14 protein-coding genes and 6 tRNA genes are annotated in these 19,627 nt (G+C 38.4%); 17 read left to right on the top strand and 3 right to left on the bottom strand.

Annotated elements, in window-relative coordinates; translation table 11 throughout:
* The first annotated feature begins 191 nt into the window (after positions 1 to 191).
* The 17 genes from KO505_RS05375 to KO505_RS05295 all read left to right on the top strand — a co-directional run bounded on the left by KO505_RS05375 (position 192) and on the right by KO505_RS05295 (position 16,950).
* Positions 192 to 268, top strand: a tRNA-Pro gene (locus KO505_RS05375).
* Between the two features lie 33 nt (positions 269 to 301).
* Positions 302 to 378, top strand: a tRNA-Arg gene (locus tag KO505_RS05370).
* A 25-nt stretch (positions 379 to 403) separates the two neighbouring features.
* Positions 404 to 479: transfer RNA gene (locus KO505_RS05365), tRNA-His, on the top strand.
* 9 nt (positions 480 to 488) lie between these two features.
* A tRNA-Leu gene (locus KO505_RS05360) sits at positions 489 to 573 on the top strand.
* Positions 574 to 589: 16 nt separating this feature from the next.
* Positions 590 to 666, top strand: a tRNA-Pro gene (locus KO505_RS05355).
* Between the two features lie 233 nt (positions 667 to 899).
* Positions 900 to 2,210, top strand: coding sequence for a trigger factor (gene tig / locus KO505_RS05350; protein ID WP_216054426.1), 1,311 nt, complete (start codon positions 900 to 902; stop codon positions 2,208 to 2,210).
* A gap of 90 nt (positions 2,211 to 2,300) precedes the next feature.
* Positions 2,301 to 2,933: an ATP-dependent Clp endopeptidase proteolytic subunit ClpP gene (clpP, locus tag KO505_RS05345; protein ID WP_216054425.1), complete on the top strand. Its 633-nt coding sequence runs from the start codon at positions 2,301 to 2,303 to the stop codon at positions 2,931 to 2,933.
* A 91-nt stretch (positions 2,934 to 3,024) separates the two neighbouring features.
* Entirely contained in the window at positions 3,025 to 4,293 is a 1,269-nt protein-coding gene (gene clpX, locus KO505_RS05340; RefSeq protein ID WP_216054424.1) for an ATP-dependent protease ATP-binding subunit ClpX, read from the top strand.
* Between the two features lie 119 nt (positions 4,294 to 4,412).
* Positions 4,413 to 6,764 (top strand): endopeptidase La, encoded by a 2,352-nt coding sequence (gene lon / locus KO505_RS05335; RefSeq protein WP_216054423.1) that lies wholly within the window; start codon positions 4,413 to 4,415, stop codon positions 6,762 to 6,764.
* Between the two features lie 209 nt (positions 6,765 to 6,973).
* Positions 6,974 to 7,249, top strand: a complete 276-nt coding sequence (gene hupB, locus KO505_RS05330) for a nucleoid-associated protein HU-beta (RefSeq protein ID WP_216054422.1) — start codon at positions 6,974 to 6,976, stop codon at positions 7,247 to 7,249.
* Between the two features lie 13 nt (positions 7,250 to 7,262).
* A tRNA-Asp gene (locus tag KO505_RS05325) sits at positions 7,263 to 7,339 on the top strand.
* Between the two features lie 109 nt (positions 7,340 to 7,448).
* The gene (locus KO505_RS05320; RefSeq protein ID WP_216054421.1) at positions 7,449 to 9,326 is read left to right on the top strand and encodes a SurA N-terminal domain-containing protein; all 1,878 of its coding nucleotides are present in this window, start codon (positions 7,449 to 7,451) and stop codon (positions 9,324 to 9,326) included.
* 299 nt (positions 9,327 to 9,625) lie between these two features.
* Positions 9,626 to 10,879 carry an efflux RND transporter periplasmic adaptor subunit gene (locus tag KO505_RS05315; RefSeq protein ID WP_216054420.1) on the top strand — a complete coding sequence of 418 codons (1,254 nt, stop codon included), beginning with the start codon at positions 9,626 to 9,628 and terminating at the stop codon, positions 10,877 to 10,879.
* Positions 10,880 to 10,888: 9 nt separating this feature from the next.
* Entirely contained in the window at positions 10,889 to 11,614 is a 726-nt protein-coding gene (locus KO505_RS05310; protein WP_216054419.1) for an ABC transporter ATP-binding protein, read from the top strand.
* Positions 11,615 to 11,631: 17 nt separating this feature from the next.
* Positions 11,632 to 14,142, top strand: a complete 2,511-nt coding sequence (locus KO505_RS05305; protein ID WP_216054418.1) for an FtsX-like permease family protein — start codon at positions 11,632 to 11,634, stop codon at positions 14,140 to 14,142.
* 15 nt (positions 14,143 to 14,157) lie between these two features.
* Entirely contained in the window at positions 14,158 to 15,591 is a 1,434-nt protein-coding gene (locus KO505_RS05300) for a sigma-54 dependent transcriptional regulator (protein ID WP_341206002.1), read from the top strand.
* A gap of 15 nt (positions 15,592 to 15,606) precedes the next feature.
* The gene (locus tag KO505_RS05295; RefSeq protein ID WP_216054417.1) at positions 15,607 to 16,950 is read left to right on the top strand and encodes a PAS domain-containing sensor histidine kinase; all 1,344 of its coding nucleotides are present in this window, start codon (positions 15,607 to 15,609) and stop codon (positions 16,948 to 16,950) included.
* A 111-nt stretch (positions 16,951 to 17,061) separates the two neighbouring features.
* Here KO505_RS05295 and ychF read toward each other — a convergent pair whose 3' ends face one another.
* Genes ychF through KO505_RS05280 form a run of 3 tightly spaced genes read right to left on the bottom strand, consistent with a single transcriptional unit; the run spans position 17,062 to position 19,433 of the window.
* On the bottom strand, positions 17,062 to 18,153 hold the full coding sequence (gene ychF / locus KO505_RS05290; RefSeq protein ID WP_216054416.1) for a redox-regulated ATPase YchF: 1,092 nt from the start codon (positions 18,151 to 18,153) through the stop codon (positions 17,062 to 17,064).
* A gap of 42 nt (positions 18,154 to 18,195) precedes the next feature.
* A complete protein-coding gene (gene pth / locus KO505_RS05285) occupies positions 18,196 to 18,786 on the bottom strand; it encodes an aminoacyl-tRNA hydrolase (protein WP_216054415.1) in 591 nt (196 codons plus the stop codon).
* A 26-nt stretch (positions 18,787 to 18,812) separates the two neighbouring features.
* Positions 18,813 to 19,433 carry a 50S ribosomal protein L25/general stress protein Ctc gene (locus tag KO505_RS05280; protein WP_216054414.1) on the bottom strand — a complete coding sequence of 207 codons (621 nt, stop codon included), beginning with the start codon at positions 19,431 to 19,433 and terminating at the stop codon, positions 18,813 to 18,815.
* Positions 19,434 to 19,627: the final 194 nt, after the last annotated feature.

Genomic DNA, 19,627 nt, shown 5'->3' with positions numbered 1-19,627 from the left:
TAAAATCTAACGTTAATATCTGAATTATCTAATTTATGATTAACAAAAATACAAACTCTGTTTGTTTTATATTCTTTTGCTGTAAAAAGCAGCAGTTGAATAAAATCTTTAAAAAAAGGTTTGACTGCAAATGGGGATGTCCGTAATATGCCGCCCTGTCGCGAGGCAGTAAGTTCTCAAAGATTCAAAGTCGGTGTTTAGCGCAGCTTGGTAGCGCACTTCGTTTGGGTCGAAGGGGTCGCAGGTTCGAATCCTGCAACACCGACCATTTTGATAACTTTGATATATGCCCGTAGGTTATGCGCCCGTAGCTCAGCTGGATAGAGCAACGCCCTTCTAAGGCGTCGGTCGTAGGTTCGAATCCTACCGGGTGCGCCATACCTCGTGTAACAGTTTTATAGTGGTGATTGTAGCTCAGTTGGTAGAGCCCCGGATTGTGATTCCGGTTGTCGTGGGTTCAAGTCCCATCAGTCACCCCACTCTTTTCTGCGGAAGTGGCGGAATTGGTAGACGCGCTGGATTTAGGTTCCAGTATCGCAAGGTGTGAGAGTTCAAGTCTCTCCTTCCGCACCATTTTTTTAAGTATAGTCGGTGTTTAGCGCAGCTTGGTAGCGCACTTCGTTTGGGTCGAAGGGGTCGCAGGTTCGAATCCTGCAACACCGACCATCTTAAAAAATTCAGAAATACTCCCCATTTATCATTCAATTCTTATAAATATCCTTATATTTCGTTTGTTTGCCTATTAATTGAACCAAAATTAGTGGTTTAACATGGACGATTTAAAAAGACATGGCTATAATGCGCCGTTATTTTAAGAACATGAATTGAGCCGTTAAAAATAAATAAATACCATAGGTATCTTTTAAGACAGGCCATTAGTTAATTAATTGAGGTATAAAATGCAGGTTTCTTTAGAAACGACTCAAGGTTTAGAACGTCGTATTACAATTACAGTTCCTTCAGACAAAATTGAAGAGTCAGTAAAAAAACGTTTACGTGAAGTAAGTAAAACAACTCGAATCGATGGCTTCCGTAAAGGTAAAGTTCCAGCATCTGTGATCGAAAAACGTTTTGGTCAGTCAGTATTTTCTGAAGTTGCTCAAGAAGAGATGCAACAGAATTATATTCAGGCAATTATTCAAGAAAAAGTAAACCCAGCGGGCGCGCCTTTCTTTGAACCTAAAACAATTGCTCGTGGTCAAGATTTAGTATTCACAGCTACGTTTGAAACATTCCCAGAAGTTTCTGTTAATAATATCGAAGATATTAAAGTAGAACGCCCAGTTGCTGAAGTAACAGATAAAGATTTAGAAAACATGATGGAAACGTTGCGTAAGCAACAAGCCACTTGGACTGAAAAGAAAGTTCAAGCTAAAGAAGGTCATCGTGTAAACATTGATTTTGTTGGTAAAATCGATGGCGAATTATTTGAAGGCGGAAAAGCTGAAGGTTTCGATTTAGAACTTGGTGCTGGTCGTATGATCCCTGGTTTTGAAGACGGTCTTATTGGTAAAAAAGCAGCGAAGAAATCATTCACTATCAATGTTTCTTTCCCAGCTGATTATCATTCAGAAGCGTTAAAAGGCAAAGAAGCTGAATTTGAAATCACTATCAATAAAGTTGAAGTTCAAGAGTTACCTGAATTAAACGACGAATTCGTAGTTAAATTTGGAATTTCAGAAGGCGGTGTTGATGCACTTAAAACTGAAGTTAAAAACAACATGTCTCGTGAACTTGGTCAGCAATTAAAAGCTAAAGTTAAAGAGCAAGTGATTAAAGGTTTATTAGAAGCGAACGAGCTAGAAGTTCCTAAAGCGCTAGTAGATCAAGAAGTGACTAACCTTCGTCAACAAGCTATGCAACGTTTTGGCGGTCAAGTTGACGCAGCTAACATGCCAGAGCTTCCAGCTGAATTGTTTGAACAACAAGCTAAAGATCGTGTTCGCACTGGATTGTTATTAGGCGAATTTATTCGTACTAATGAAATTAAAGCTGACGATGCGAAAGTTAAAGAAATTATTGAAACTCAAGCTTCTGCATACGAAGATCCAGCAGAAGTTATTGAACATTATTACAATAATGAGCAATTACTTGAGAATATCCGTAACTTAGCAACTGAAGATCAAGCAATTGAATTGATCCTTGAAAAAGCGAAAGTAACAGATAAAACATTAAGCTTTGATGAATTAATGAACCCTCAAGCTGCTTAATGCAAAATCCCAATTGACTTAGGGGTTGAAGACAGGTTTTAATGGCTCGATATATATTATCGAGCCATTTTTGTTTTTAAGGAAAATAATATGATTAACCACACAAATAATGTGGCGGGTGGAATAAACACTGACTTATTAAATGCGCTAGTACCTATGGTTGTTGAGCAAACAGCAAAAGGTGAGCGTTCTTACGATATTTTTTCACGTCTTTTAAAAGAACGAGTGATCTTTTTAACTGGTCAAGTTGAAGACCACATGGCTAATTTGATTTGTGCTCAATTATTATTCTTAGAATCAGAAAACCCTGAAAAAGATATTTCTATTTATATTAATTCACCAGGTGGTTCAGTCACTGCGGGTATGTCGATTTACGACACTATGAATTTTATAAAGCCAGACATAGCAACGGTATGTATGGGACAAGCTGCTAGCATGGGTGCATTTTTATTATCAGGTGGAACAAAAGGCAAACGTCAATGTTTACCAAATTCACGCGTGATGATCCATCAACCGTTAGGCGGATTTCAAGGGCAAGCATCTGATTTTGAAATACATGCCAAAGAAATTCTATCTATTAAAGAAAAATTAAATCGATTAATGGCAGAACATACGGGCCAACCATATGAGAAATTATGTGTTGATACAGACCGTGATAACTTCTTAACTGCAGAAATGGCCGTTGAGTATGGTTTAGTAGATTCTATTTTAACCAATAGATAAGCTAAATAAGTTAAGCTTTTAACCGATACAATATTATATTGATTAAGCTGCCTCTAATGTAGGCAGTCATTTAGCAAAGTGAGGTGACGTTATGTCAGAACCGACAGATAACGACAATAAATTACTGTATTGTTCATTTTGCGGTAAGAGTCAGCATGAAGTTAGAAAACTAATTGCTGGACCTTCTGTTTATGTGTGTGATGAATGTGTAGATCTATGCAACGATATTATTCGTGAAGAGATAAAAGAAATTTCTCCAAAGCGTGATTCGTCTTCTCTACCCACACCAATGGATATTCGTGATCATCTAGATGATTACGTGATTGGCCAAAAGCATGCCAAAAAGGTACTTTCAGTAGCCGTTTATAACCACTATAAACGTCTAAAGAATATGAATGCTGATATGGAAGTTGAGTTAGGTAAAAGTAATATTTTGCTTATAGGGCCTACTGGTAGTGGTAAAACATTATTGGCAGAAACGTTAGCTCGTCTTTTAGATGTTCCATTCACTATGGCAGATGCAACAACATTAACTGAAGCCGGTTATGTTGGTGAAGATGTAGAAAATATCATTCAAAAGTTACTACAAAAATGCGACTACGATGTAGAAAAAGCACAACGTGGTATCGTTTATATCGATGAGATAGATAAGATTTCGCGTAAAGCGGATAATCCATCTATAACACGTGATGTTTCTGGTGAAGGTGTTCAACAAGCGCTACTAAAATTAATTGAAGGTACGGTTGCATCAATACCACCTCAAGGAGGCCGTAAACATCCACAGCAAGAGTTTTTACAAGTCGATACTTCTAAAATCTTGTTTATCTGTGGTGGTGCGTTTGCTGGTCTTGATAAAGTTGTCGCCGCACGTTCAGAAACTGGAACTGCTATAGGATTTGGCGCTGAAGTTAAATCTCCGAGTGATGAAAAGACATTATCTCAACATTTCCAAGATGTGGAACCTGAAGATTTAGTTAAGTATGGTTTAATTCCAGAATTTATTGGCCGTCTACCTGTAGTTGCAACGTTAACGGAATTAGATTTAGATGCATTAATTCAAATCTTAAGCGAACCTAAAAATGCACTAACAAAACAATACGCTGCCTTATTTGAATTAGAAGGCGTAGAGTTAGAGTTTAGAGAAGATGCATTGGCTGCCATTGCCAAAAAAGCAATGAACAGAAAAACGGGTGCTCGTGGACTTCGATCAATTATTGAAGCTGTCTTGTTAGATACTATGTTTGAATTACCATCGTTAGAAAATGTTTCTAAAGTGGTAATCGATGGTTCTGCCATTGACGGTGAGTCTGACCCAATATTAATTTATGATAATGTGCAGTCAAAAGCCGCACAAGAATAGATATAAATCGATTAAAAAGGAGTCAATTGACTCCTTTTTTATTTTGAGCAATTGAACTTTGCAATACTCTCCCCATATACTAAAAATCAGCGATTAAAAAACCTAGAGAAATTAACGATATGACGCAAGACGCAGCAACTTCAAATATCCCCGTTTTAGCCTTAAGGGACGTTGTGGTATATCCGCACATGGTAATTCCGCTTTTTGTTGGCCGAGAAAAATCAATTGCTTGTTTAGAACAAGCGATGGAAAAAGACAAAAAGATATTTTTAGTCGCCCAACAGGACCCGACTAATGATGATCCTAAAGTAGAGGACATGTATGACGTCGGCACGATTGCGACCATTTTACAATTATTAAAGTTACCTGATGGCACTGTAAAAGTACTAGTGGAAGGGACTGAACGAGCTAAAATTGTAGAGTTCACTGAAATTGAAAAGTACTTCGAAGCGAATATCGAGATCATTACACCAGTTGTAGGTGATGAGAAGGAACAAGAAGTTCTTATACGCTCTGCGATAAGCCAATTCGAAGGTTACATCAAATTAAATAAAAAAATCCCACCTGAGGTATTAACTTCAGTATCTGGTATTGATGACGCTGATAGATTGGCAGATACCATGGCATCACATATGCCATTGAAAGTTGAAGAAAAACAAAAAGCGTTAGAAATCGAAGATGTTCGTGAACGTGTTGAGTACTTAATGGCGTTGATGGAAGGTGAAATTGATTTACTGCAAGTAGAGAAAAAGATCCGCAGTCGCGTTAAAAAACAAATGGAAAAAAGCCAACGCGAATATTATTTGAATGAGCAAATGAAAGCCATTCAAAAAGAATTAGGCGAAACCGAAGATGGTGTGGACGAATTTGAAGCGTTAGAGCAGAAAATTGAAGAAGCGGCTATGCCAGAAGAAGCGGAAGCAAAAACCAAAGCTGAGCTTAAAAAATTAAAAATGATGTCGACCATGTCGGCAGAAGCAACCGTTGTTCGTAGTTATATTGAATGGATGACAAATGTTCCTTGGAAAAAACGTTCAAAAGTTAAAAAAGACTTAAACAAAGCACAAGATATTTTAGATGCCGACCACTTTGGATTAGACAAAGTAAAAGAACGTATTACAGAGTACTTAGCGGTACAACAACGTACCAGTAAATTAAAAGGGCCTATTCTTTGTTTAGTTGGACCTCCAGGTGTTGGTAAAACATCACTAGGTCAATCAATTGCAAAAGCAACAGGACGTAAATACGTTCGTATGGCTTTAGGTGGTGTAAGAGATGAAGCCGAAATTCGCGGTCATCGTCGTACGTATATTGGTTCTATGCCAGGCAAAATCATTCAAAAAATGTCAAAGGTAGGCGTTAAAAACCCACTGTTCTTGTTAGATGAAATTGACAAGATGAGTTCAGACATGCGCGGTGATCCGTCATCAGCTTTGTTAGAAGTGTTAGACCCAGAACAAAATATGGCGTTTAACGACCACTACTTAGAAGTCGATTACGATTTATCTGACATCATGTTTGTGGCAACTTCCAACAGCATGGATATTCCTGGGCCTTTATTAGACCGTATGGAAGTAATTCGTCTTGCTGGTTATACCGAAGATGAAAAATTAAACATTGCTAAACACCACTTACTTGAAAAACAAAAACAACGTAATGGCTTAAAAGCGAACGAAATCGTCATCGATGATAGTGCGATTATAGATATAGTTCGTTATTACACACGTGAAGCGGGTGTTCGTAGTTTAGAACGTGAAATTTCGAAAATATGCCGAAAAGTCGTGACTGAGATTTTAACCAAAAAAGACGTAAAATCTGTTGAAGTGACCGGCAAAAACTTATCCGAATATCTAGGTGTACGCCGTTGTGACTATGGTAAAGCAGATGAAGACGATAGAGTCGGTCAAGTAACTGGTTTAGCTTGGACACAAGTCGGTGGTGATTTATTAACGATTGAGTGTGCAACCGTACCAGGAAAAGGTAAGTTAGTTTATACCGGTTCATTGGGCGACGTAATGAAAGAGTCGATTCAGGCAGCGATGACGGTTGTTAAGAGCCGTGCTGAAGGGTTACGTATTAACTCAGACTTCCATGAAAAGCGTGATATTCATATCCATGTTCCAGAAGGGGCTACACCTAAAGATGGACCAAGTGCAGGTATTGCTATGGTGACGTCTTTAGTTTCTAGTTTAACGGGTAATCCTGTTAAGGCAGACGTGGCCATGACAGGTGAAATTACGTTACGTGGTGAAGTGTTGGCCATTGGCGGATTAAAAGAGAAGTTACTTGCTGCTCATCGTGGTGGCATTAAAACCGTTTTAATCCCGCATGAGAATGAACGAGACCTGGAAGAGATCCCAGAGAACGTGAAAAAAGACTTAAAAATTATTCCAGTAAAATGGATTGACGATGTGCTAGAAGTCGCTTTAAGTCAGCCTTTGGAGCGAATTTCGACTGAAAATTGCGCATAAAATGAAAAAAAACAGTTTTTTTGAAAAAAAGGCTTTTCAAAAATATGAACTGTGCTAGTTTATTGGGGCGAGGAGGGTTAGGTACGCCTTACCCCCTGTAATCTAAAGGAGTCTGAAGTAGTTTTGCTGACGGCAACTTATCCAATTAAATATTTTAGTTGGTTAAATTTTTAAACTAAAAATTATAAAAACAAATAGGGGATGACATTGTGAACAAGTCTCAATTAATCGAAAAAATCGCTGAAGGCGCAGACATTTCTAAAGCTTCTGCTGGTCGCGCTCTAGACTCTTTCATTGAATCAGTAACTGGTGCTCTTAAAGATGGTGATTCTGTAGCTTTAGTTGGTTTTGGTACGTTTGCTGTACGTGAGCGCGCAGCTCGCACAGGCCGTAACCCACAAACTGGTGCTTCAATCGAGATTGCTGCTGCAAATGTTCCATCATTTAAAGCTGGTAAAGCTTTAAAAGACGCATGTAACAAGTAATATATTTATTTAAGGAGCGGTAGTTCAGTTGGTTAGAATACCGGCCTGTCACGCCGGGGGTCGCGAGTTCGAGTCTCGTCCGTTCCGCCAATAAATTGTTTAAATTTCTTAAAGCGCATCTAATAGATGCGCTTTTTTTATAAATTGTTGTACAATATCGCCCAATTTTAGAACTCAAATTCAGCAAAGAGAAGTAATAATGCTAGAAAGAATCAGAGAAGGTTCTCAAGGAATCGTTGCAAAATCCATTTTAGGTTTAGTTATATTAACGTTTGCCGTAAGTGGTATAGGTAGCTATATCAACAGCCAAGCAGATACAACACTGGCCGTTGTTAATGATGTAGAAATAGGACAAGCTGCTTTTGAACAGTCTTATCAAAACGAGCGCGCTAGAATGAAGTCTCAGTTTGGTGACATGGTTGAACAGTTAATGTTAGACGATAACTATGTTGCTAACTTTAGAAGAAGCATTTTAGATCGTTTAGTTGTTGAAGAATTACAACGACAAGAAGCCGATAATCTAGGCGTACGTGTTGGCGACGATCAAATTCGTAACGCTATCCGTGAAATGCCAGAATTCCAACAAGCGGGCCAATTTAATAACGACCGTTATATTGCTTTGTTACGCCAAGCGGGTTTCCAACCAAATGAATTCAGAGAGTACATTCGCGAACAAATGAGCCGAACGCAATATGTCGGTGCGGTATCAGGTTCTGAATTTATCCTACCAAGTGAAGAAAAAGCATACCAAACCTTAGCGGATCAAATCCGTAGCTTTGACATGGTTACTATTTCTGCTGCAGGTTTAAGACCAAGTATTAAGCCTGAACAAGCTGAACTTGACTCTTTTTATAACGCCAATAAATATCGATTCCAAACACAACCTAAAGTGGCTGTTGAGTACTTAGTTATTGATGTTGCAGAGCTAACTGCTGATATTGATGTTTCTGACCAAGAAATTGAAACGTATTATAACGAAAGTATTGCTATGTATACGCAAGAAGAACAACGTCGTTTATCACATATTTTAATTGAAACCGGTGACGATGCGACAGCGGCTAAAGCTAAGTTAGTTGAAGTTCAGACGGAACTTAATGCAGGTAAAGACTTTGCTGAATTAGCAAAACAATATTCTGCAGATACTTTCAGCGCTGAAAATGGCGGTGATCTTGAATGGGTTGGTACAGGTGTAATGGATGCGGCTTTTGATGAAGCAGTATTAACACTTAACAAGGTTGGCGATGTGACTGACATCGTAGAAACTGATTTTGGTTTTCATTTAATTAAATTAACAGATTTTAAAGCAGCTATTGTACAACCATTAGCAGAAGTTAAAGCTGATATTTTAGCGTCTTTAAAACAAAACAAAATCACTGAAATTTATTTAGATGTGCAAACTAAAGCGGTTGAAACTTCATTTGAAATTGCAGACTCATTAGTAGACGCAGCTGAAGTATCAGGTGTTAAATTACAAACAACAGGTTTATTGCCTCGTGGTCAATTACCAGCCGTTTTAAATGATCAAAAAGTAACGAGTAAGTTATTTGATGAAGACTTTATCAACGAAGGATTAAATAGCGAATTAATTGAATTATCTGACGAAAAGTCAGTGATCGTTCGTGTTAACGAATACGAAGCGGCTAAACAGCAATCGTTAGATGACGTTATCAATGAAGTAACGGCTGCAGTTGTTGCACAAAAAGCTAAGGACTTAGCGGACACTAAAGCGCAAGATATTTTAACTAAATTAAACGCTGGCGAAGCTTTGTCTAGTCTAGGATTGAATATTGAACGTCAAGATAATATTGGCCGTTATGAAACTTCAGTTGATGTTACTGTAAGAGACGCAGTATTTGCATTAGCAAAGCCGTCTGAAGGCACTAAAGAGTTAACGAGTGTTACATTGAACAATGGCGACGCCGTTGTTATCTCTTTAGATTCAGTGGCATTAAAATCTACAGACGATGCAGTTGAAAATACAACTAAACAACAAGTTGAATCATTAGTTAGTCGTATAACTTCTAAAGCGTATATCGATGCTTTAAAAGCCAACGCCGATATACAAATTAATATGTAATAGTACATATGTATTGAAAAGGCTCTTAGGAGCCTTTTTTTGTGCCTGTAAATTCTCCCATTAATTTTTCTACCAAATCCTTTTACTAAACTAATCTGCTCACTCATCAGAAAGTCAGCTTACCTTGCCAATGTTTCGATTTCGAAATACAGACATAAATTTCATGTTCCATTAATGGGATGTTTAACATGGTAATTTGCAATGAATTTACGTAAGTGTCTGTTTTAATACAATAATATTTATTGGCATCACATCTGCAAATTACTAATTACAGTGGTAGTTGTTAGGGTTCAAGTTAGATGGATATCGTTCGTAAGAAAACAAAAAATAATAACAAAAAGTTTAGCCTAATCGCGGTAGTGTTATTGGCGGGAATAGGGATGTTTTGGCAATTAGCCAATTCAAATCCAAGTAGTTTTATCGCGGATAAAGACTCATTGTTATTAGACACAGTACAGCGTGGTACTTTTGAAGTGTCAGTGCGCGGTATAGGCGTGTTAGTACCAAAAGACATACGTTGGGTAGCAACTAATGTAAACGGTCGTGTAGAAGCGATACACGCTAAATCAGGAGCCCAAGTCAAAGCTGGTGATGTATTGATGGAGCTAAGTAATCCTGAGTTAGTGCAACAATTGGAAGAACGGCAGTGGGAGCTTGAGGAGATGCAAGCGCAGCTACATGCCGATCAAGTCTCATTAGAGTCACACTTATTAGATCAAGAAACATTAGTAATCAATAGCAGGCTTAACTATGAACGTGCTTTGTTGACATTAAATGCGCAAAAAAGCTTATTGGCTCAAGGGTTTGTTGCGGTTTCTGTGGTTGAGCATGAAGAAATTAAGATTGATGTGGAACAGTTTAATGAACGTTGGATGTTAGAACAGAAACGTCTGATAAAACGCCAAGAAAATGTAGCGGCACAAAAGAAGGCATTTTTAGCCAGGTTAACGCGTATGCAGCGAATTGTCGCTCGTATGCAATCTCAAGTAGATGGACTTATTGTTCGTGCCAGTATCGACAGCATAGTACAAGAAATGCCATTGGAACTCGGTCAACAAGTTAATGCGGGGAGTAATTTAGCTCGATTAGCAAAAAGCGGAGAATTCTTAGCAGAACTTCGTGTACCAGAGCAACAAGTAAGTAATGTTAGCTTAGGTCAGCATGTGGTAATTGACACTAAAGCGAATAAAGTTGATGGCATCGTTAAACGTATAGAACCTTCAGTAAATAATGGCTCGGTACAAGTTGATGTTGAACTTATTGGCGAGATCCCAAAAGAAGCAAGGCCAGAACTTTCGGTCGACGGCATCATTGAAATAGCTAAACTATCAGATGTGTTATTTGTAAAACGACCTATGTTTGCCAAACAATCTTCTCACTCTACCGTATTTTCGTTCGATGAAATAACCAGTATTGCCAATTTAACCGACGTTGAATTCGGCCAAGTATCTAACACTCATATAGAAATAAAAAATGGATTATCAGCAGGGGATCGCATTGTCGTTTCAGACATCTCCTCGTGGGATGATCATCAACAAGTAAAATTAAATTAAGGGAACACTATGACTACAAATAACAAGAGCACATTAGTTAAACTCAATAATCTACAAAAAATATTTTACACCGATGACGTTGAAACGTATGCACTAAACGAAATCAACTTAGTGGTAAATAAAGGCGAATATATCTCAATTTCAGGCCCGTCAGGCTGTGGTAAATCAACCTTGTTATCTCTATTAGGCCTGCTTGATAACGCAACCGCTGGCGAGTATCACTTAGCCGGACACGATGTTTCAAACTTAGATCGTGATGAACGAGCCGCCATTAGAAACGAAAAAATAGGCTTTATATTTCAGGCATTTAATTTGATCAGTGACCTAACCGTGTCAGAAAATGTTGAATTGCCATTAACTTATCGTAAAGACATTAGTAAAGAGCAACGTAAACAGATGGTATTAGATGCGTTGACCAAAGTGGATATGTCCCATAGAGCCAATCATTTTCCTTCACAACTTTCAGGTGGTCAACAACAGCGAGTTGCTGTAGCAAGAGCGATTGCAGGTAACCCATCTATTATTCTAGCGGATGAACCAACCGGTAATTTAGATTCCAAAAATGCACAAGCGGTAATGAACCTTTTAGATCAGTTACATCAAGAGGGTTCAACCATTTGTATGGTGACACATGACCCTCGTGGCGCGAGTAGAGCACAACGAACTATTGAAGTTTTTGACGGAAAAATTGTTGCAGATACTGTTAACGATAACACTGCCGCCATTAGTGTATAAAGGCTAGGGGAATAATTATGTCAATTGCAATTGAGTTAAAATATACCGCAAGAATGCTGCTTAAAAAGCCGATATTCACTGCGCTAACCATATTAATTGTCGCCATTGGATTGGGTTTAACCATCTACGCCTATTCAATTTTAAATAACTTAGTGTTTAAACCAATGACACTTAATGGTGATACTGAAATAGTGGCCATCGAAGCCGGATTTGATTACAACCACCAATTCCGCCAACGTCCTGACCCATATCATTTACAGTTGTTAGATAAACAGTCTGGCTTATTTGAACAGTTAGGTTTTTATCTTGAAGGAACGACATTTGCCGGTGGCGCTAATTCCAGCAATGCAAAGCTGGCTATAGCTCGTAAATATAACGCCACTTATGTAAGTTGGAATGCTTTTGAATTAGCCGGTGTCCAGCCAATCAAAGGTCGAGGATTTACTCCAGAAGATTTCCATAACGGTGCTGAATCAGTATTTGTTCTTAGTTATCAAGCGTGGCAACGCGATTTTGATGGCGATGATAATATTATTGGCCAAATGGTTCCTTTAGATGCTATGCCTTCTCGTATCATAGGGGTTATGCCTGAAGGGTTTGCGTTCCCACAATTTGCTCAGATATGGCAACCTTTAAGCAGTTTAGGTGAAGGATACCTGTCTCCAATCGAAGCCTCTGGCCGTAGTGTTTATGGAATGGCTCGATTAAAGCCTGGTGTTAGTTTTAGCCAAGTTGAAGATGCGGTGACGACGTTTAATAAAAATATTATTCCAGAGTTAAAGAAAGACTTTATTTGGCGCTTGACCAATGATGTTTATCTCACCGTAATGCCTTATAAACATGCCAGTATTATCCAATATTATAATGTGTTTATTGCGCTGTTTGTTGTTGTGTTCTTAATTTTGTTGTTAGCCTGTATCAACGTAAGTAATTTGTTATTGGCTCGGGTAAACGAACGCTTAAAAGAAGTTGCCATTCGGGTCGCATTAGGTATTCCTCGCAAGCGTCTGATTATGCAAATGTTATGGGAAAGTATATTTATTTGTATTACAGGTGGGGTGTTGGCCATTTTGTTTGCAGCTTATGGCTTAGAGGTCAGTAACGCTGTATTACAACAAAACTTCAGTGTACAGGGAGATAAACCATTTTGGTGGCAACTGTCGTTAGATAACAGTGCTTATATGTTATTACTTTGTTCGGTTGTATTAATGATCATCATCACCGGTCTGATCCCAGCAATCCGTTCATTATCAGGTGATTTTAATGCAGTAATACGCGACGGTACTCGAGGTTCAATAAGTAAAAAAGCGGCTAATGCAGGTAAGGTTTTGGTGATTTCAGAAATTTTACTGTCATGCGTGGTTTTAGTGATAGCAACTATATTGCTCGTCACGGGTTATTCGGCAGGTGTGGCTGACTACGGTGTTGATACGGACAAACGTTTAACGGCTCAAATTCAAATTTCACCAGAAAAATATCCAATCAGACGTAATACCGAGTTTGAATTTCAAGACAGACTAGCGCGCAGTGAAGTCTTATATAAATTAAAGTCTGCTTTAGAAGTTATGCCCAATGTCGATGCGGTTGCTATGATGAGCGAGTTACCAGGACGAGGTGAAGGCACTAGTTACTTCGAAATAGAAGGTCGTCCAGCTGCGGTATATAACGAAAACCCTTACAGTAATAATGAAGGTGTGGTGAAAGACTCTTGGCATGCTATCGGTATGGAAATGATCGCTGGTAGAGATTTTGATCATCGTGATAGAGACCCTGATGCTCGCAGTTTTATCATCAATCAATCAATTGCAGAGGACTTTTTTCCAGACGGCGATGCTGTCGGCCACCGAGTGAGAAGAGTTCATAGAAACCGTGAACCTGGTGACTGGTCAACAATTATTGGTGTTGTGTCCGATACGTTTCATGGTTCGACAATGCGTTCATCGAGTGCAGCTTATAATACTTATAGTTTAGTTGATTCCTGGGGGCCTATGCGCATGAGTGTGGCTATCCATTACAATGGTCGTTATGTGGCGGCGCAAGCCTCATTAATGGATGCGGTTAACCGAGTTGACCCTGATATTGGTATTTACCATATTCAAAGTTATGACGACTTAATAAAACAACCTATGTTATTAATGTTATCCGTAAGCCAGATATTTCTATTTTGTGGTGTCATTGCAGCATTCCTAGCGGCGAGCGGTATATATGCCATGGCAGCGAATAGTATTACTCAGCGAACTCAAGAAATAGGAATACGAAGAGCCCTTGGTTCTCCAGACGGTAAGATTATAAATATGTTTATGAATCAAGCGGCTATGCAGCTAATCATTGGACTTACCATCGGCATTGGCTTATCGTTACTGTTAACGAGCATAATGACAGACACCATAGTGATCAGCGAAACGAGCTACTTACTCGGTATGTTTGGTGTGCCAATTTTGATTATATTTATGGTATTAGTCGCCACCTTTATTCCAGCTAAAAAAGTGATCAAAATGGAACCTAGTGATGCCTTGCATCATGACTAATTAACCTTAGCCCTTATGGCAAACAAACATTTTGGTTTGTTTGCCAAACAAGTGGAAGAACAAATGAATAAACAACCTGCTTCCATTCTAATAGCAGATGATGACAGCAATGTTTTAATGGCATTAAAGTTATTATTAAAAGCAGAGAATTTTGACGTTACTGCCGTTGATAAACCTTTTGACGTATTGCAGTTAATAGAACGTAAAAACTTTTCCTGTGTGATCATTGATTTAAATTATCACCGTGACACGACTTCAGGACATGAGGGGCTTGAGTTGTTAACAGCGATAAAAAAGCGAGATGAACATTTACCTGTGATAGTGATGACGGGTTTCAGTAGCATAGATATCGCGGTTGAAGCCATGAAATTAGGTGCGGTGGATTTTGTTCAAAAACCGTGGAAAAATATCGAATTAATCGGAAAAATCCAAGCTCAAATAACCATTGGGGAATTGGCTCAAAAAGGCAGTCGTTTAGCCCAAGAAAATGCATTGCTAAAAAGTGAAGGTCAGTTAAACAGTCAACACATAGTTGCTGACTCTCCCAATATGAAAGCGCTATTGACACAAATAGAGCTGTTGGCAAAAAGTGATATGAATATACTTTTTACTGGGGAGAATGGGACAGGCAAGAGCATGTTGGCTTCTTATCTACATCATTGTTCGACACGTAATGAGCAGCCGTTTTTATCAGTTAATATGGGTGCGATTACAGAAACCTTATTTGAAAGCGAAATGTTTGGACATGTTAAAGGTGCATTTACGGACTCGAAGGAAGCCAGAATAGGGCGGTTCGAACTTGCCGATAATGGCACACTCTTTCTTGATGAAATTGCAAATATTCCTTTGTCGCAACAAGCTAAGTTGCTGCGTGTTTTAGAAGAACGACAGTTTGAAAAAGTGGGAAGTGCAAAAACACAACAATTAAACATACGTATCGTTTCAGCAACCAATGCGGATTTGTCGTTAATGGTTGAACAACACCAATTTCGCCAAGACTTACTCTATCGATTAAATACCGTTGAAATTAACATCCCATCTTTGCGAGAACGTAAACAAGATATTATTCCATTAGCCGAATATTTTAGTGAGCATTTTTGTGAAAAATACCGAATAGAGAATAAAACCTTCTCTGATAAAACGAAGGACGTTCTAGTTAATTATACTTGGCCGGGTAATATTCGAGAGTTAAGTCATATAATTGAGCGTGCGATGTTCTTATCTCAAAATGATCAAATAGAAGTTACTGACCTAGGTATTTCCGGCGTGGAGGTGATTGATAATTCACCAGAGCCGTTGAGCCTAAACAGTGCGAGTCTTGATGAGATTGAAGCTTACTTAATAAAACAACGGTTAGAGCGTTTTAATCATAACGTGCAAGAAACAATAGAGTCTTTAGGCTTGAGTCGAAGTGCATATTATCGCAGGATTGAAAAATACAAACTTTAAACATAAGCGTAGGTTATGAACAAAAAAAAGCGACAAAGCTTCGAAGGGCTAATAGTTAAGTTAGTCGCTATTGCTTGTTTTACCCCAAGCATATTGCTGTTTTACTTTTTGATTATCAGCCCAATCTCAGTGTACTTGAAACTGTTAATCATCATTTTAGTTACTGTGGTTGTATCTTACGTTTGTTTTGTTGTGTATTTAAAAATAAACCATCAATTTCGTACTTCTACCAATTTACTTGAAGCCATAATTGTTGGTGATGGCTCAATGCGCGCCAGCTCGAAAATTACAGATGGCGCATTGGCTGAATTTAACCAAGTACTTAATGGCATAACTCAAGCGTTAAATAATCAGAAACAAGCGGTTAAAGAGCAACAATTATTGTTTGCAAAAGTGATAGAGCAAATTGATGTGGCCATTATCGCCACGGACAATCAAGACAAAATAGTCTTGGTTAACCCAAGTGCAGAAAAGCTATTTTCTTGTCGTTTTGACGAGGTGAAATCCGCCTCAATTAGTCGATTAGGTTTACAGCATGTGGGTCAGCAAGATGTTAATAAAGTGGTGGAGTTTGAACTAAAAAAATACCGTAAAAAGGTGTATTTACATACCGATGAGTACTTATTAGGTGGTCAAAGGCATAAACTTATTTTTATAACCGATATTCAACGCTTATTGCGAGATGAAGAACGCCAAGCTTGGCAACGATTAGTTAGAGTATTAAGTCACGAGATTAATAACTCATTAACGCCAATAGCTTCTATTAGCGAATCATTACAACAGATTTGTGAGCAGGATTTAACCCTGTTAGATAATCAATCTGATTTAAAAGAGGGGCTGTTGGTCATTTCTGAACGAGCACAATCGTTAAACATGTTCATTAATAGCTACCACCAATTATCTACTTTACCTTCACCGGTTAAATCTCTGATTAATATTAATAAATTTATCTATTCAATTATCGCTTTATACCCAGATGTCAGTTGGGATATCCAAGGTGACGCTCAACTTGATGTGTTCATAGACTCACAACAAATGCAGCAAGCGTTAGTAAATTTAATCACAAATGCCAAAGAAGCAAGTGAGTTAAACCTTGAATTAGATAGCACGATAGATTTGTCGATTAGCTGGCAAATTCTAAACGATAAGATCATTATTGAACTGATTGATAATGGTAGTGGTATCGCCAACCTTGATAATTTATTCGTGCCTTTTTACAGCACCAAAAGTAACGGTAGCGGGATCGGTTTAGTCTTGAGCAGACAAATAATTATGAATCATGATGGTGATTTACAACTTAAAAATCGTGAAGATGCTTTAGGTGTTAACGCTTCTATTTATCTACCTTTAACACTGTAGAGACTAGTGCTAGTGTTGGCATTGAACCCGTTTCAAACTCTCTGTAGTTAATTTAAGCAAAAAAAAACAGGCAAGTTAAGTGCCTGTTCTTTTAATCTAACAATTAGGGGGTTAGACGTTAAATCTGAAGTGGATCACATCACCGTCTTTTACTATGTAGTCTTTACCTTCTAAGCGCCATTTACCGGCTTCTTTAGCACCAGACTCACCATTGTTATCAACAAAGTCTTGATAACCTACAATTTCGGCTCTGATGAAACCTTTTTCAAAATCGGTATGGATTTTACCAGCCGCTTGAGGCGCAGTAGAACCTTCTGTATATGTCCAAGCTCTTACTTCTTTAACACCAGCAGTAAAGTAAGTGTTTAATTTTAGTAATTCATAACCAGAACGAATAACTCGGTTCAGACCTGGTTCTTCCCAGCCTAAGTCTTCCATAAATTCAGCTAAATCTTCAGGTTCTAATTCTGATAATTCAGATTCAATAGCAGCACATACAGCAACAACAACTGCGTTTTCGGTAGATGCAATTTCACGTACTTTGTCTAAGAAAGGATTGTTTTCAAAACCATCTTCCGCCACGTTAGCAACATACATCGTTGGTTTCATGGTTAATAAGTTAAGATAACTGATTGCCGCTTTTTCTTCTTTTGTTAAATCTACAGAGCGAGCCATGCCGCCTTCATCAACAATCGGTTTTAGCTTTTCTAATACTTTAATCTCAAACTTAGCGTCTGAGTCTCCGCCTTTCGCTTTTTTAGTATTACGGAAAATAGCATTGTCGATAGAGTCCATGTCGGCTAATGCAAGTTCAGTATTGATTACGTCAATGTCTTCTTGCGGGTCGACTTTACCAGCAACGTGAACAATGTTTTCGTCGTCAAAACAACGCACAACATGACCAATAGCATCGGTTTCACGAATATTAGCTAAAAATTGATTACCTAAACCTTCACCTTTAGATGCACCTTTAACTAAGCCTGCGATATCAACAAACTCCATCGTTGTAGGTAATACTCGTTGTGGATTCACTATTTGAGCTAGTTTATCTAAACGTAAATCAGGAACTGGAACCACACCTGTATTAGGTTCGATTGTACAGAATGGGAAGTTGGCCGCTTCAATACCAGCTTTTGTTAACGCGTTAAATAATGTTGATTTTCCAACATTTGGTAATCCTACGATCCCACATTTAAAACCCATGATGGTTCCTTAATCTAATACTTAAAATTATGTTTAAATTGGTTATTCGGCACTAAACGTATGAAGTCGGCTTTGAGCCTTTTTCAAATCTTGTTTAAACCATATTTCAATACTTCTGACTGCCTCATCAATAGCGGCATCCATTTTTTCTTGGTCTGTTTGTGGCGCTTTGCCTAAAACCCAACCAGTAACTTGTTCTCTGTGCCCAGGGTGACCAATGCCAATCCTAAGCCGATAAAAATCTTTGTTGTTTGCTAACTTAGCAATAATATCTTTAAGCCCATTATGACCGCCATGACCGCCGCCTTTTTTTATACGGGCAACACCTGGAGATAAATCTAATTCATCATGTACAACCAAAATTTGTTCTGGTTTTATTTTGTAAAAATTAGCGAGTGCAGAAACAGATTTACCACTTAAATTCATAAAGGTGGTTGGGATCAGTAATTTTACTTCTTGTTCTGCAATAAATGTTTTGGCGGAATAACCAAAATATTTGGGGTCGTTTTTCAGGGTGATATTATTACTTCGGCAAAGTTCTTCAATGAACCATGCACCAGCATTATGGCGGGTGTTTTTATATTCGGGGCCTGGATTTGCCAGGCCCACGATTAGTTGAATGTCATTACTCACGAATAAGACGTAAGTTAATCAACTAATTATTCAGCGTCAGCTTCGTCAGAAGCTTCTTCTTCAGCTGCAGCGCCTTTAGGAGCGTGCAATGTAACAACTGCTAAATCGTGAGATTCACCTTTAGCTAGTTCTACAGATGTAACACCTTTAGGAAGTGTTATATCGCTGATGTGTAACGTTTGACCAAGTTCTAAACCAGAAATGTCTAATTCGATAAACTCTGGTAAGTCTTTAGGAAGACAAGTTACTTCTAACTCATTGATTGTGTGTGCAACCGTACCACCAGTTTTAAGGGCAGTTTCTTCACCAATGAAGTGAACAGGTACATTAGTGTGCAATTCTTGTTTTGCATCAACACGTTGGAAATCAAGGTGTAAGATAGTTGGTTTGAACGGATGACGTTGAACATCTTTTAAGATAACGTCTTCTTTCTTGCCATCAATAACTAATGTTAAGATATGAGAGTAAAAACCTTCATTATCTTGTGCTTGCCAAACTTTATTGTGAGCAAGAGCAATGTTTTGAGTTTCTTTTTCAAGACCGTATACGATTGCAGGAACTTGGTTAGCATGACGAAGGCGGCGGCTCGCACCCGTACCTTTGTCAGAACGAACTGTAGCTTCTAAAGTGTAAATAGCTTCAGACATTTGGAATTCTCCAGAATTAATAATTCTTTATTTAATTTTATGTTTCTTCTCGCGACCAAGAAAAAACGCATACCTCGCTTATCGAGGGCGGCGTATTCTAAGCGAAAGCCGGTTATTACTCAACCATTATATTGGGACTTAGCCGTATTTATGCTGTTTTTTATTGTTAGTAATCTTGGTTAGGAAGGACTGAT

Source organism: Psychrosphaera sp. F3M07 (genome assembly GCF_018860345.1).
Taxonomy (GTDB): domain Bacteria; phylum Pseudomonadota; class Gammaproteobacteria; order Enterobacterales; family Alteromonadaceae; genus Psychrosphaera; species Psychrosphaera aquimarina.
The sequence above is the reverse complement of the archived record's forward strand: the minus strand, read 5'-3'. Positions and strand labels throughout refer to the sequence as shown.